This window comes from Treponema porcinum (genome assembly GCF_900167145.1).
GTDB classification, from domain to species: Bacteria; Spirochaetota; Spirochaetia; order Treponematales; family Treponemataceae; genus Treponema_D; species Treponema_D porcinum.
Map to the genome: position 1 here is coordinate 18,593 of NZ_FUWG01000004.1, position 12,853 is coordinate 31,445.

Annotated in this window: 14 protein-coding genes; 3 read left to right on the top strand and 11 right to left on the bottom strand. The window is 45.7% G+C overall.

What is annotated here, in order from left to right; translation table 11 throughout:
* Window positions 1-33: 33 nt before the first annotated feature.
* The 7 genes from B5D55_RS03000 to B5D55_RS03030 form a co-directional block, all read right to left on the bottom strand.
* Window positions 34-1,242 (bottom strand): HU family DNA-binding protein, encoded by a 1,209-nt coding sequence (locus B5D55_RS03000; protein WP_078932518.1) that lies wholly within the window; start codon window positions 1,240-1,242, stop codon window positions 34-36.
* On the bottom strand, window positions 1,235-1,510 hold the full coding sequence (locus B5D55_RS03005; protein ID WP_078932519.1) for an HU family DNA-binding protein: 276 nt from the start codon (window positions 1,508-1,510) through the stop codon (window positions 1,235-1,237). The genes B5D55_RS03000 and B5D55_RS03005 overlap by 8 nt, the downstream gene beginning before the upstream one ends.
* Before the next feature lie 133 nt (window positions 1,511-1,643).
* Entirely contained in the window at window positions 1,644-2,993 is a 1,350-nt protein-coding gene (aroA, locus tag B5D55_RS03010) for a 3-phosphoshikimate 1-carboxyvinyltransferase (RefSeq protein ID WP_078932520.1), read from the bottom strand.
* A 12-nt stretch (window positions 2,994-3,005) separates the two neighbouring features.
* Window positions 3,006-3,593: a manganese efflux pump MntP gene (locus B5D55_RS03015; RefSeq protein WP_078932521.1), complete on the bottom strand. Its 588-nt coding sequence runs from the start codon at window positions 3,591-3,593 to the stop codon at window positions 3,006-3,008.
* A gap of 4 nt (window positions 3,594-3,597) precedes the next feature.
* Complete coding sequence (gene argC, locus B5D55_RS03020; RefSeq protein WP_078932522.1) at window positions 3,598-4,545, bottom strand: N-acetyl-gamma-glutamyl-phosphate reductase; 948 nt, start codon at window positions 4,543-4,545, stop codon at window positions 3,598-3,600.
* A gap of 111 nt (window positions 4,546-4,656) precedes the next feature.
* Window positions 4,657-5,238, bottom strand: a complete 582-nt coding sequence (locus tag B5D55_RS03025) for a flavodoxin family protein (protein ID WP_078932523.1) — start codon at window positions 5,236-5,238, stop codon at window positions 4,657-4,659.
* A gap of 5 nt (window positions 5,239-5,243) precedes the next feature.
* Window positions 5,244-5,885, bottom strand: a complete 642-nt coding sequence (locus B5D55_RS03030; RefSeq protein ID WP_078932524.1) for a DUF2271 domain-containing protein — start codon at window positions 5,883-5,885, stop codon at window positions 5,244-5,246.
* Between the two features lie 144 nt (window positions 5,886-6,029).
* Here B5D55_RS03030 and B5D55_RS03035 point away from each other — a divergent pair, with 144 nt between their 5' ends.
* The 3 genes from B5D55_RS03035 to B5D55_RS03045 all read left to right on the top strand — a co-directional run bounded on the left by B5D55_RS03035 (window position 6,030) and on the right by B5D55_RS03045 (window position 8,905).
* Complete coding sequence (locus tag B5D55_RS03035) at window positions 6,030-7,394, top strand: TrkH family potassium uptake protein (protein WP_078932525.1); 1,365 nt, start codon at window positions 6,030-6,032, stop codon at window positions 7,392-7,394.
* 83 nt (window positions 7,395-7,477) lie between these two features.
* Window positions 7,478-8,194: a potassium channel family protein gene (locus tag B5D55_RS03040; RefSeq protein WP_078932526.1), complete on the top strand. Its 717-nt coding sequence runs from the start codon at window positions 7,478-7,480 to the stop codon at window positions 8,192-8,194.
* Window positions 8,195-8,197: 3 nt separating this feature from the next.
* Window positions 8,198-8,905, top strand: coding sequence for an alpha/beta hydrolase (locus B5D55_RS03045; RefSeq protein ID WP_078932527.1), 708 nt, complete (start codon window positions 8,198-8,200; stop codon window positions 8,903-8,905).
* A gap of 42 nt (window positions 8,906-8,947) precedes the next feature.
* Here B5D55_RS03045 and B5D55_RS11940 read toward each other — a convergent pair whose 3' ends face one another.
* From B5D55_RS11940 to rfbA, 4 genes are all read right to left on the bottom strand, one after another.
* Window positions 8,948-9,547, bottom strand: coding sequence for a sugar O-acetyltransferase (locus B5D55_RS11940; RefSeq protein ID WP_078932528.1), 600 nt, complete (start codon window positions 9,545-9,547; stop codon window positions 8,948-8,950).
* 42 nt (window positions 9,548-9,589) lie between these two features.
* Window positions 9,590-10,765 carry a phosphoribosylaminoimidazolecarboxamide formyltransferase gene (locus B5D55_RS03055; protein ID WP_078932529.1) on the bottom strand — a complete coding sequence of 392 codons (1,176 nt, stop codon included), beginning with the start codon at window positions 10,763-10,765 and terminating at the stop codon, window positions 9,590-9,592.
* Window positions 10,766-10,847: 82 nt separating this feature from the next.
* Window positions 10,848-11,969 carry a dTDP-glucose 4,6-dehydratase gene (gene rfbB / locus B5D55_RS03060; protein ID WP_078932530.1) on the bottom strand — a complete coding sequence of 374 codons (1,122 nt, stop codon included), beginning with the start codon at window positions 11,967-11,969 and terminating at the stop codon, window positions 10,848-10,850.
* A gap of 2 nt (window positions 11,970-11,971) precedes the next feature.
* Window positions 11,972-12,847, bottom strand: a complete 876-nt coding sequence (gene rfbA, locus B5D55_RS03065; protein WP_078932531.1) for a glucose-1-phosphate thymidylyltransferase RfbA — start codon at window positions 12,845-12,847, stop codon at window positions 11,972-11,974.
* Between the last annotated feature and the right edge of the window lie 6 nt (window positions 12,848-12,853).

The window sequence follows — 12,853 nt, forward strand, 5'->3', positions numbered from 1 at the left end:
AAGAAGTTTTCAGTCACAACGGCTCAAAGACGGCTACAGGGAGGAAGACGGAACGGCATACTGACGGGAAGCAATGCTCCGGGCAGACTGCGCATACTCAGGGAGAATACGCGACTGGTGCAAATCAATAAATCCCGGACACAAAAGTTCGCCGCTTACGATGACGCGCACGGCGCGGTTTTTCCGCTCTTCGTTTTTAGGAGAGTCCGGCTCTTTTTCCGTCATCAAAAGATACGCGTTATACGCATCAAGCACGGCAGAAGCAATTTTTTCATCACGCTCTGCGCCCTGCGGAACAGAAGGAATTTTTATGTCCGCAGAAACAGGAATGAAATCCGGGTCAATGCTAATTTCCTTATTAGCCTCGTACAAAAGCGGCCATAAATGACGGTTTCCAAGCCGTTCTTCCGCAATTTTATAATAGCCTGCCCCATGCGGCACTGTATACGACTCAAACAGAATTGCAGCTTCAATTTCCTCGATTTCAGAATTTTCAGAAGAAGGCGGAACGATGTTCTCAGGAGCTTCTTCAACAAAAGCAGATTCCTGAACGTCAGGATCACCGTCAGAAGCAGACGGATTTCTGTTCTTTTTTGACGAACAGTTTTTTACAAGAAGGGATATGACAAGTGCAAGAAGAATCGCACCGAGCGCAAGAACGGCAATGAATTTCCAGGTCTTTTTTCCGCCGTCCTCCTGAACATCAAAATCGTCATCGTCATTATCATTATTATCTTCAATTTCTTCCTGACGCACCGGCTCTGAAACAGGAATTGACGAATAAAAATCATCTTCGATGACAGCCGGTTCCTGTACGGACGACGTATTTTCCTCAGGAAGAAGCGTACAGTCTGAAGCCGGCTTTTCTTCCTGCGCAATGACACTTGCACGAGCAAGAAGTCCCTTGTCAGAAATTTTCTGTTCTTTTATGACTTTCGGCTTTAAGTGACTGTACGGACGGTTTATCCTTCGCGCAACGGACGGACACGGAATGAATTTTATCCTCCAGTGCGCAGGGATTTCCATTTTTTCTCCGGTAAAAGGATTAAGTCCTTCTGCCGTTTCTATCCACGTCTTTTTGAATGTTCCGAAATTATAAATTGAAAAACGGTCGCTTGATTTTAAGCCTGTCCGTACTATGGTAAAAAAAACACTTGCAAACCGCTTTGCAACTTCAGGACTGACACCTGTTTTCTGCACGAGACGCTCTGCCAGGGCAGACTGCGTAAGAATTTCACTCATTTATCTCGTCCTTCAGAATGTCCGAAGCCTTAAAACGAAGCTTCCGTTTCTGCGGATAGAGCATCATTTTACCGTTCGCAGGATTTCTGCCGGTTCGTTCTTTTACCTCAGCAGTTTTAAATGTTCCAAAGCCCGGCTGTACAAATTTTCCGCCAATTTCAAGAGTGCGGACAATTTCTTCAAGCAGTACGTTGAGAGTTTCTCCGCACTTTTTTTGAGTTATTCCAAGTTCTTTAGACATTTCTGCTACCAGCTCGTGCTTTGTCATACTGTTATTTTACCACAAAACATGAATACTGCAAGATGGTGAAAACAAAGTTTATTCATCATCTCTAAAGCTGCATACGATGATATTTGCTCATCCCCGGCACGGAATTTTATCCGCCGTCATAAAGATTCATTTACCATGAAAAACCGGCGTTGATTTTATTCATTACGGCATAAAAATCCGGGAACGAAACGGCACAGCATTCGGCATTCTTTACCGTAACGCTTTCACCGGAAGGAAGTCCAAGCCCCAGACAGGCAAGCGACATTGCTACCCGGTGATCGTCATAACTTTCTACCGTTCCGCCGTGAAGGACAAATTCCGGATTACGGCTTCCGTCTTCAAGAACAGGGGAATGACCGTGAACGGAAATCCAGTCTCCACCGCTTTCAACATCTGCCCCGAGTCTCCTAAGTTCCGCCTGCATAACTTCAATACGGTCAGTCTCCTTTTTGCGGCAAACGCCGATGTCTTCCATTACAATAGTTCCTTCCGTAAAACAGCCGGCAACCGCAAGCGCGCAGATTGCATCAGGATAGCCTGAAAGATTTACGTGAAGTTCGCCGCCCGGAAGATGCACAGTAGAAAGCCGGCTTTTCCGCACGGTAAGACTGTTTTTTTCAGTATCGTTTGTAATATCTCCGCCAAGAGATTTCAGGACGTCGACAATGGCACTGTCCCCCTGACTTCCGGAATTATCTATATTATCAACTGTAATTTCACTTTGAGTAATGAGCGCTGCAACAAGAGGAAATGCGACAGCTTCCCAGTCACTTGGTACAAAACGGTCGAACGCCTTGAACGTAACCGGTCCGTGTACCGCAATGTGCCTGTAGTCAGAAGAAATTTCAAGCTGAACGCCAAGCGATTCAAGCCACAGGCGCGTCATATTCAAAAACGGAACTTCTTTCGGGTCGGTAAGTTCAATGCGCGTAGTTCCCTCAAGACGGCTTGCCGCCATCATAATGCCGCTAATATACTGCGAAAGGCGTCCGTCCGTAACCACAGTACATCCCAGCTTTACAGGACCTTTTATAATAAGTGGAGGCGCATTTTTTTCAGGGCGCGAAATGTACGCCTCTGCACCAAGCTGGCGCAGCGCATCCACAACGTGCATTACCGGGCGCGTACGGATTGACTCGTCGCCGGTGAAAACGCTCCATCCCTCAAATGTTGCTGCAACCGGCGACATAAAATACAGCAGTGAGCCGGAGTCACCGACGTTTACAACGTCAGACGGAAGATGCGCATTTTTTCCCGCGCCCTCTACAATCCAGTCCGCAGGGTCAGACGTATCTACCTTTGCCCCAAACAGCGGAACTGCGCGGCTGGAAGAAACGCAGTCTGCACCGCCAAGCGGATTTCTGATATGAGAAGTGCCTTCTGCCAGTGAAGCAAAAAGCAGTGCCCTGATAGTATGACTTTTTGAACCCGGTACCTGAATATGACCGGAAAGTTCTGCACGTTTAGAAACAACATTCATAACAGGAATAATTTACAGTCCTTTTATAAAGATTTCAATTCCTATAGCAATAAGAATTATACCGCCAATCACTTCCGCGTGACCGGAAAGTTTTGTTCCTGCCTTTCTGCCGATTAAAAGACCTGTAAAGCAAAGGACAAAAGTTACTGCCGCAATAATGAGCGAACAGACAAGTGCCGCGGAAAAACGATAGTCTGCAATTGTAAAACCGACGGAAAGCGCGTCTATGGAAGTAGCAACGCCCTGAATTAAAAGTACGGACAGCGTAACAGCAGAACACTTAGCTTCATCTTCTGACGGACGGAACGACTCGTAAATCATCTTTCCGCCAATATACGAAAGAAGCACAAGTGCAATCCACGGAATAAACTTTCCGAATGCCGTAAAATATTCCACCACCGTATGAACGCATACCCAGCCGGTCATAGGCATAAGTGCCTGAAAAAACGCATACATCCCGGAAATTGCGCACATCCGGCGTTTTTTCATACACGGCTCGTTAAGTCCGTTCGCAAGCGATACGGAAAAAGCGTCCATAGAAAGACCAACTCCAAGAAGAATGCTGTTTATAAAAAAAAGAGCATTAAAAACAACTGGCATAAAATTACACAAGTCCCGTCGCTTCGTCAATTCCGAGCATAATATTCAGGCACTGAACGGCAGCACCGCTTGCGCCTTTTCCCAAATTGTCAAAACGGCTGGTCAGCATAATCCGGTCGTCATTGCCATAAACAAAAATCTGCATCATATTCGTGCCGGCAAGCGTATTCGCCGGAATAAACGGCTCTTCAAGTACGCCTTCACCCATAAATCCGGCAACTTTTACAAAGCGGCAGCCGTCATAGTGCGCGGCAATCATTTCCCACACATCAGATGCCGTAACTTTCTTTGCAAGAAGCCGGGCGTGAAGTCCAACCGTAACGGTCATTCCCTGAAAATAGTCGCACACATACGGATTGAAAACTGGTTCGTATTCAAGACCGGCGATTTTTTTCATTTCCGGAAGGTGCTTGTGGGTTTGCGTAAGCGCATAAAGGCGCGGAGAATCAAGTTCAGGATTCCTTCCGTCTGCTTCGTACTGTGCAATTGCTTTTTTTCCTGCACCGGAATAGCCGGAAACTGCGTGAATGACAACAGGATAGTCCGCCGGCATAATGCCGGATTTTACAAGAGGATATCCCAGCGAAACAAAACCGCTTGCATAACAGCCTGGAACGGCTACGCGGTTTGAGCCGGCAATTTTTTCGCGGAACGATGCGTCAAGTTCAGGAAAACCGTACGCCCATTCAGGATTAGTGCGGTGCGCGGTAGATGCGTCTATAATCCGTGTTTTTGAATTAGTACAAAGCTGCACGGATTCAACGGCAGCAGCATCAGGAAGACACAGGAACGTATAGTCCGAAGCATTGATAATCTTCGCTTTTTCCGCAGGGTCTTTGCGCTTATCCTCGTCAATCTGCATAATGTTAATGTCGCTGCGGTCTGCAAAGCGCTCAAAAATCTTAAGGCCGGTAGTGCCTTCTTTTCCGTCAATAAAAACGTTTACTGCCATACGCAATCTCCGTCAGTTTTCAATATCTCTCCGCGTCCTGAAGCTTATTCACGTACTATACTGTTTTTTTCCCGTTAGCTGAATAGAACGCAAAAAGAGATTCTGCATCTTTTAGAGCAAAGAAATGCGTTTTGCAAGAGTGCGCGCTTTTTTTTCAACGCGCGGCGGCAGTTCCTTCATTCCTTTTGTACCCGGAAGAACGATTTTTCCGCAGATTTTAAAGCCTGAATAAGAAAGAATCTCTTTCATCGCCTGAACTGCTTTTGTCGACTGACCGGCAAGCACATTGAACGGAAAAGGCGTCGTGCAGGAAGTAACGACAAGCGCACATTTTCCTTTATGGAGCGGAAGCGGCATTCCAAGTTTTGTTTCGCCCATCATTACGCCTACAAGACGATCAAAAAGGCGCTTTAAGTCGCCGGAAATGTTACCCCAATACACAGGCGAGCCTGCAACAAGAACGTCGCATTTTTGCAAAAGCAGTGCGATACGGTGCGCATCGTCAGGCGGAAGGACGCACAGCGATTTACTGCGGCATGCCATACAGCCAATGCAGGAAGAAAACGAAAGCGAATGAACGTCGACAAACGTAACCTCATTTCCGTTTTCAAGAGCCGTTTTTTCGATACAGTGCAAAATCCGCGAGATTTTTCCGTTTGCACGCGGAGAACCGTTTAAAATCAGAACATTCATTAAAATTATTCCCCTTCCGCAGAGGGAACAACCGCAATGCAGGAAATGATATTTTTTGCCGTCGTAAGATTTTCCGTTTCAGGGTGAATAATGCCGTCGCTTCCGTCAACAGAGCCTGTTCCCAAAAGTTCAAGGCGTATTTCCTGAGTAAAACCGGCAGGAATGAGCGCACCGTACACAACAGACGGCTGACCGTTTACACCGGAATTTTTCTTTGTATAAAAGCCGTTATAGTCAAAACTGTTGTTCAGTTCAACCTTTATTACGTATGATTTTTCGCCGTCAATTTCTGCACCAAAGATTACGCCACCTTTCGGAGTTGCAGAACTTACCGCATCAAGAGCAGTTCTTTCGCCGCCGCCCTTCGCCGGATTTTCACCAGATGCGCAGTACCATACCGGCAGTGATTCCGGACGTCCGTCTTTCGGACTGAAAATCCAGCTGCGCTTTTCCGCGCGTGAAGTAACGTACAGCGTGCGGATATAATTTCCGTCCGCGTCCTCAAGCCATACAGCCACCTGCGGCTCGCGCTTTTCTTTCCAGTTAGTTCCTGCACCAATAGAAACGATAATGCCTTTTGCAAATGCACCACAGCACACAAAAATAGCCGCAGCCACGGAGAACAGTTTTTTAAGATAACGTATCATTTATAATCCTCTAAAATATTTTTCTTATAAAATTATAACACTTATGGAGCGGAATTTTGCCGGAAATAATGCAGAAACAGCAAATTTTTCGTGCAGAACGCTTTACTTTTCGTTTTTACCGCCTGCTGATATACTGTATTCGTTATGAGATTTCATCACAGAATAAAATCGGTTCAAGTACGGCTTTTCCTTTATTTTTTTACGCTAGCTATCATCGGCACGGCGCTGCTTTCACTTCCGCTCTGCTATAAAAACGGAATGACTGTTCCGCTAATCGACTCGCTATTTACGACAGTTTCTGCAATCTGCGTTACGGGGCTTTCGACAGTTGATATGCGTCTTTACACTGGAGCAGGACTTGCCGTCATTCTGCTTTTGATTGAAGCAGGAGGACTCGGGCTTGTTTCGTTTTTTACTGTGTTCCTCGTGTTCTCTGCAAAAAAAATCTCGCTATTAAACAGGAACATTATCCGCGACTATTTTACGGAAGATTCCGCCGTCGAATCACGACAGATTATAAAAGTCATTCTGATTACGACCCTTGCGTTTCAGGCGACAGGAGCGCTCGTTCTTGCACCGCTTTTAAAAACCGCAGGAGAAAGTCACTGGATTTTCTACGCAATTTTTCTTTCCATTTCCGCATTTTGCAATGCAGGATTTTCGCCGTACGCAGACAGCCTTGCGCAGTTTTCAGGAAACGGTGCAATCTGCCTTTGGCTTTCCGTTTTAATCATCGCAGGCGGACTTGGCTTTATGGTGATTGCAAACGTCATCGGCGTGGCAAAAAGCAGGTTCTCCAAAAAATCAAGGTGCATTTTAAGCCTTCACTCAAAAATCGTTCTTCTTATGACTTTTGTACTCATCGCGGCAGGAACGCTCGTCTTCTTTTTTGCAGAAAAAGACGGCGCATTTAGCGGAATGAGTTTTTTCAAGGCGCTCAACTGCGCTTTCTTTCAGTCAGTAACGCTCCGCACCGCAGGGTTTGAAACTGTTTCGCAGGCAGATTTTTCACCGCTTTCAACATTTTCTTCTATTATATTAATGCTGACAGGCGGAAGTCCCGGTTCAATGGCAGGAGGACTAAAAACAACAACGCTCTTCCTTCTAGTCTGCGTTGCCTACAAGCGCGCCTCAGACAAAAACGCTCCGTCCGTTTTCCGCCGCGACATCGCCGAAGAATCAACGGAAAAAGCGCTCGCCGTATTCGTAAAAGGCGTCTGCCTTCTCTGCGTGATGTACGCACTTTTGCTCATCTCAGAATCCGCTTCGCTCAAAGCCGGAACATTCAGCGCAGGAGAACTTTTCTTTGAAGCAGCCTCCGCATTTGGCACGGTCGGTCTTTCAAAAGGAATCACGGCAGCACTCTCGTCCGCAGGAAAAATCCTCGTTATGCTTTTGATGTTCGCAGGAAGGACTGGAATTACATTCATCGCACTCGGAAGCCTCTACAAAGAAAAACCGCTCGACTCGCTCGCTGATTTCCCAAAAGAAAGCATGTTGATTGGGTAACACCCCCCCCCTTCAACCTTTTCTTTTTCCCCTATGAATGATATTATCAATTTATCAATACGAGGGAACGCGAGGGATACAAAATGGTAACTATTGCAGTCATTGGGCTTGGGACGTTCGGGAGCAGTGTAACTGAGGCACTGCTTGATACGGATACGGAGCTTGTCATTCTGGATAAAGATAGGGATATTGTTGAAAAATATAAAAATTCGGTGACGAACGCATACATCACGGACGCAATAAGCGAGGCAACTTTGGAAAAAGTCATTCCGCCTGACGTGAATGCCGCCGTCGTTGATTTGGGAAGTCAGCTTGAAACGTCGATTCTTGTAACAAATCATCTTAAAAAACTGGGCGTTCCGCAGATTATCGTAAAAGCAAGGTCTGACGAGCACGGCGAAATTTTAAAACTTGTCGGCGCAACAAAAATCATCTACCCAGATTATGACGCTGCCGTCCACATTGCACCGATGCTTCTTTCTTCCGCGCTGTTCAACTATATGCAGCTTTCGGAAAATTTTGCGATTGCAGAAGTGAAAGTGCGCAAAGAAATCGAAGGAAAAACGCTTGCAGAAAGTTCGCTCCGACAGAAATACAGCTTGAACGTAATCGGCATACGTCAGGAAGGAAGTGATGAAATCAAGGCTGCAGCAGATCCTCTTCTTGTGCTGGATAATCAGATGATTTTGCTTGTTGCAGGAATGCCGCAGTCGATTCTTAACTACACAGACCGCCACGCCGCAGGCGAAAAGCAGAAAAAAGACGGAAACGTTTTTCGAAAATTTCTGCACAGGAATTAAAATATGAGTACACAGAAAATACAGAATACAAAAATTGCAGGAATTCCGGCTGTAATTGCCGGAGCAGATACGGACGAGGGATTTTTATTCATTCACGGAAAAATGGGATGCAAGGAAGAAGCCCTTGATTTTGCAGAGCGCGCCGTTCCCAAAGGATTTCAGGTAGCAGGAATTGACTTACCGGAACATGGAAGCCGCAAAAACGAGGTGGAAAAACTTGTTCCCTGGACGGCAGTTCCGGAAATCCGTGCGATATACAAAGATCTTTCTGCGCGCTGGAAAAAAGTTCACGTGCGGGCAAACAGCATAGGCGCGCTTTTTTCTATGTATGCGCTTCAGAATGAACAGCTGGGAAAAACACTTTTCGTTTCTCCGCTTGTGGATATGGAACAGCTCATTCTTGGAATGATGGCGCAGTCCGGCGTTACGGAAACAATGCTTGAGCAAAAAGGAGAAATTGAAACTGACTTCGAAGAAACTCTTTCGTGGAAATACCTTTCGTGGGTACGTTCAAATCCGCTTGTCTGGAACAGACCGTCCGAAATACTGTACGGCACAAACGACAACCTGACCGGCAAAAACACAATAGAACAATTCTGCGTTAAAAACGCCTGCCGCCTTACCACAGTAGAAAACGGCGAACACTGGTTTCATACGGAAGAGCAGCTGCAAGCCCTTCACGACTGGGAAGAACGCGAACTTAAAAGGTAAAGCGGCAGGGCATAAAAGATTTAAAAACAGATGACAGACAGTTTAGTCCAGGACATATTCCTTCCGAACCCTGTCATCGTCGGTGATTTTCCGAAGAATGCGGCAGGGATTTCCTACGGCTACGGAGAACGGCGGAATTTCTTTTGTAACGACACTGCCTGCTCCGATAACGCACCCCTCGCCGATTGTAACACCCGGAAGAATTACGACATTCGCACCTATCCAGACATTCTTTTCTATGCGGATTGGCTTTGACGTATTGTAAACGCACCTGTCATCAGGATGAATTGTGTGCCCGGCACAGGCTATGCACACGTTCGGCGCAATAAATACATTTTCACCAAGATAAACCGGCGAAGTATCAAGAATGGAACAGTTGTAGTTTACAAAAGAAAAGCCGTCAAAATGAATGTTAAAACCGTAGTCGCAATGGAACGGCGGCTTTATGATAGCCGTAAGATTATCATCCCGGAACAGTTTTTTTAAAATTTGCGTACGCCGTTCCCCATCCTCAGGGGAAGACTGGTTAAAATCATACAAAAGCCATTCCGTTTCTTTCTGCATATCTCTTGTAAACTCTTCAAACCTGACAATATAACCCCTGTCTTCCTGCATTATCCGCAGAAATTCATCTTTTGTCATTTTTCACTCCGCACAAAAAGAAATATATGCATCAAGAAAACATCAATGATGGAACAGGCGGATTCCTGTAAACGCCATCACCATATTATAACTGTCCGCAGCAGCGATAACGTTATCGTCACGAACAGAACCGCCAGGCTGTGCTACAACCGTTACGCCGGACTTTCTTGCACGCTCGATGTTGTCACCGAACGGAAAGAACGCATCAGAGCCGATTGCAACGTCAGTATTTTTAGAAAGCCATTCTTTCTTTTCTTCGCGCGTAAATACTTCAGGACGAGTCTTAAAAATATTCTGCCATTTTCCGTCTGCAAGTACGTCCTCATATTCCTCACCGATGTACACATCGATGGCATTATCCCTGTCCGCACGCTTAATTCCGTCAACAAACTGAAGTCCCAGAACCTTAGGACTCTGGCGAAGCCACCAGTTGTCAGCTTTCTGACCGGCAAGGCGCGTACAATGAACGCGGCTCTGCTGCCCGGCTCCGATACCGATTGCCTGTCCATCCTTTACGTAGCAGACGCTGTTTGACTGCGTATATTTAAGCACGATAAGAGAAATCACAAGATTCATTTTATCCTCATCGCTCATCGTCTTGTTTTTTGTAACGATATTTGAAAGGCAGGACGAATCAATCTTCAAGAAATTGTGTCCTTGTTCGAACGTAACTCCGAAAACCTGCTTTTTCTCAAGTTCTGCCGGAACATAGTCCGCATCAATCTGAATGACGCAGTAATTTCCGTTCTTTTTTGCCTTAAGGATTTCAAGAGCCTTTTCACTGTAAGACGGCGCAATAATTCCGTCAGAAACTTCTTTTTTAATAAGGAGCGCCGTCGCTTCATCACATTCTCCGCTAAGCGCAATAAAATCGCCGAAAGAAGACATACGGTCTGCACCGCGGGCACGCGCATACGCACACGCCATCGGAGAAAGCTCTACGCCGTCCGTAAAATAAATCTGTTTGAGGGTATCAGAAAGCGGCTTACCGACTGCAGCGCCGGCTGGCGAAACGTGCTTGAAAGATGTTGCGGCAGGAAGTCCCGTCGCTTCTGTAAGTTCCTTTACAAGCTGGTAGCCGTTAAAAGCATCAAGAAGATTGATAAAGCCCGGTTTTCCGTTCAGAACGGTAACAGGCAGATCCGCACCATTTTCCATAAAGACCCTAGCAGGTTTCTGATTAGGGTTGCATCCGTATTTTAATTGAAGTTCTGTCATACAAGTATAATAGAACAAAAACCGCGTGTTTTCAATAAGTACGGACCGTGAATGTCATCCGTCCTGAGTTTGCAAAACTGCCTTACCGGTCAGAATAGTTCCTGTTTATCCAGTTTTTGTATTCGCCGGAAAGTATGTGGTTCACCCAGTCAGGATGCGTAAGATACCACTTAACTGTCATAGAAAGCCCCTGCTCGAACGTCATCTTGCGTTCCCAACCGAGTTCCTTTTTAATTTTGGTGCAGTCGATGGCATAGCGCGCATCGTGTCCCGGACGGTCTTTTACGTGGACGATAGTCTTTTCTACCTCAGCAGCAGATTTTCCTACTTCGGCAGAAGTCAGCTCAATCACCTTGTGAAGCAGCTTGATGTTCTGCCATTCGTTTTCGCCGCCGATATTGTATTTTTCGCCTGTCTTTCCGTCGTTCACAATCTGCCAGACGGCGCGGTTGTGGTCTTCTACATAAATCCAGTCGCGGATATTAAGCCCTTCGCCGTAAACAGGAAGATTTTTTCCGTCGCGGATATTGCTTATCATAAGCGGAAGCAGCTTTTCCGGGAACTGATACGGACCGTAGTTGTTCGTACAGTTAGAAAGTGTAATCGGTAGCGCATAAGTATGATAGTACGCCATCACCAAATGATCGGAACTTGCCTTGCTTGAAGAATAAGGGCTTCGCGGATCATACGGCGTAGTTTCGGTAAAATAGCCAGTCTTTCCAAGCGAACCGTATACTTCATCAGTAGAAATATGGTGGAACAGTACGTCATCACGCGGATTGTCAAGAGAAACATTCCAATAAGTACGCGCAACGTCAAGTAAAGTAAACGTTCCCATAACGTTTGTACGAACGAATGCCTCAGGTCCGAGGATAGAACGGTCAACGTGACTTTCTGCAGCAAAGTGAATTACAGTGTCAATGTCATACTGCTTGAAAATACGTTCGATTTCCGCACGGTCGCAGATGTCAACTTTTTCAAAAAAATATCGTTTTCCGCCGAACTTTTCTTCCACCTGCGCAAGATTTTCAAGATTTCCGGCATACGTAAGGCAGTCAACGTTTACAATATTCCCAGTAAAGCCAGAATCCATAAACGCTTTTTCTCCGGTTGCGCTCATTCCGAACAGATAATTAATGAAATTAGAACCGATAAATCCGGCTCCTCCGGTTACAAGAATGTTTTTCAGTTTTCTAGAAGACATTTTCAGTTCTCCGCAATATATTCAAGATAACGGCCATAGTCAGTTTTATAGCCTTTTGCAAGTTCAAGCAGTTTTTCTTTGGAAAGCCAGTCGTTCCTGTATGCAATTTCTTCTATACAGGAAACATAAAGCCCCTGCCTCTTCTGAATTGTGGCGATAAAGTTACTCGCTTCAAGAAGTCCGTCGTAAGTTCCGGTGTCAAGCCATGCCATTCCGCGTCCTAAAAGTTCTACAGAAAGGCTGCCTTTTTCAAGATACGCATTGTTTACGGCAGTAATTTCAATTTCACCGCGTGCAGACGGCTTAATGTCCTGAGCGATTTTTACAACATCGTTATTGTAAAAATAAAGTCCAGGAACGGCGTAATTTGATTTTGGGGCGGACGGTTTTTCTTCAATTCCAAGGACTTTTCCGTCCGCATTAAATTCAACAACACCATAAGCAGTCGGATCTTTTACAAAATATCCGAAGATAACAGCACCGCTTGATTTTGATGCAATTTTATCAGAAGCACTTTTAAGGACATTCGTAAAACTCTGTCCGTAAAAAATATTGTCCCCAAGAACAAGCGCAACATCGTCCGAACCGATAAAGTCTTTTCCAACGATAAATGCATCTGCAAGACCACGAGGTTGTTCCTGCACGGCATATTCAAAGCGCATTCCAAGCCAGCTTCCGTCACCGAACAGTTCCTTAAAAAGAGAAATATCGCGCGGCGTAGAAATAATAAGCACTTCGCGAATTCCCGAAAGCATCAGGCAGGACAGCGGATAGTAAACCATCGGCTTGTCATACAGTGGCAAAATCTGCTTTGAAACTGCCTTTGTAATCGGATAAAGACGCGTTCCTGAACCGCCGGCAAGAATAATTCCTTTCATATAAAA

Excerpts from the sequence above, each read along its gene's own strand:
- B5D55_RS03000 (WP_078932518.1), bottom strand. The coding sequence starts at position 1,242 with ATGAGTGAAATTCTTACGCAGTCTGCCCTGGCAGAGCGTCTCGTGCAG.
- B5D55_RS03005 (WP_078932519.1), bottom strand. The coding sequence starts at position 1,510 with ATGACAAAGCACGAGCTGGTAGCAGAAATGTCTAAAGAACTTGGAATA.
- aroA (WP_078932520.1), bottom strand. The coding sequence starts at position 2,993 with ATGAATGTTGTTTCTAAACGTGCAGAACTTTCCGGTCATATTCAGGTA.
- B5D55_RS03015 (WP_078932521.1), bottom strand. The coding sequence starts at position 3,593 with ATGCCAGTTGTTTTTAATGCTCTTTTTTTTATAAACAGCATTCTTCTT.
- argC (WP_078932522.1), bottom strand. The coding sequence starts at position 4,545 with ATGGCAGTAAACGTTTTTATTGACGGAAAAGAAGGCACTACCGGCCTT.
- B5D55_RS03025 (WP_078932523.1), bottom strand. The coding sequence starts at position 5,238 with ATGAATGTTCTGATTTTAAACGGTTCTCCGCGTGCAAACGGAAAAATC.
- B5D55_RS03030 (WP_078932524.1), bottom strand. The coding sequence starts at position 5,885 with ATGATACGTTATCTTAAAAAACTGTTCTCCGTGGCTGCGGCTATTTTT.
- B5D55_RS03035 (WP_078932525.1), top strand. The coding sequence starts at position 6,030 with ATGAGATTTCATCACAGAATAAAATCGGTTCAAGTACGGCTTTTCCTT.
- B5D55_RS03040 (WP_078932526.1), top strand. The coding sequence starts at position 7,478 with ATGGTAACTATTGCAGTCATTGGGCTTGGGACGTTCGGGAGCAGTGTA.
- B5D55_RS03045 (WP_078932527.1), top strand. The coding sequence starts at position 8,198 with ATGAGTACACAGAAAATACAGAATACAAAAATTGCAGGAATTCCGGCT.
- B5D55_RS11940 (WP_078932528.1), bottom strand. The coding sequence starts at position 9,547 with ATGACAAAAGATGAATTTCTGCGGATAATGCAGGAAGACAGGGGTTAT.
- B5D55_RS03055 (WP_078932529.1), bottom strand. The coding sequence starts at position 10,765 with ATGACAGAACTTCAATTAAAATACGGATGCAACCCTAATCAGAAACCT.
- rfbB (WP_078932530.1), bottom strand. The coding sequence starts at position 11,969 with ATGTCTTCTAGAAAACTGAAAAACATTCTTGTAACCGGAGGAGCCGGA.
- rfbA (WP_078932531.1), bottom strand. The coding sequence starts at position 12,847 with ATGAAAGGAATTATTCTTGCCGGCGGTTCAGGAACGCGTCTTTATCCG.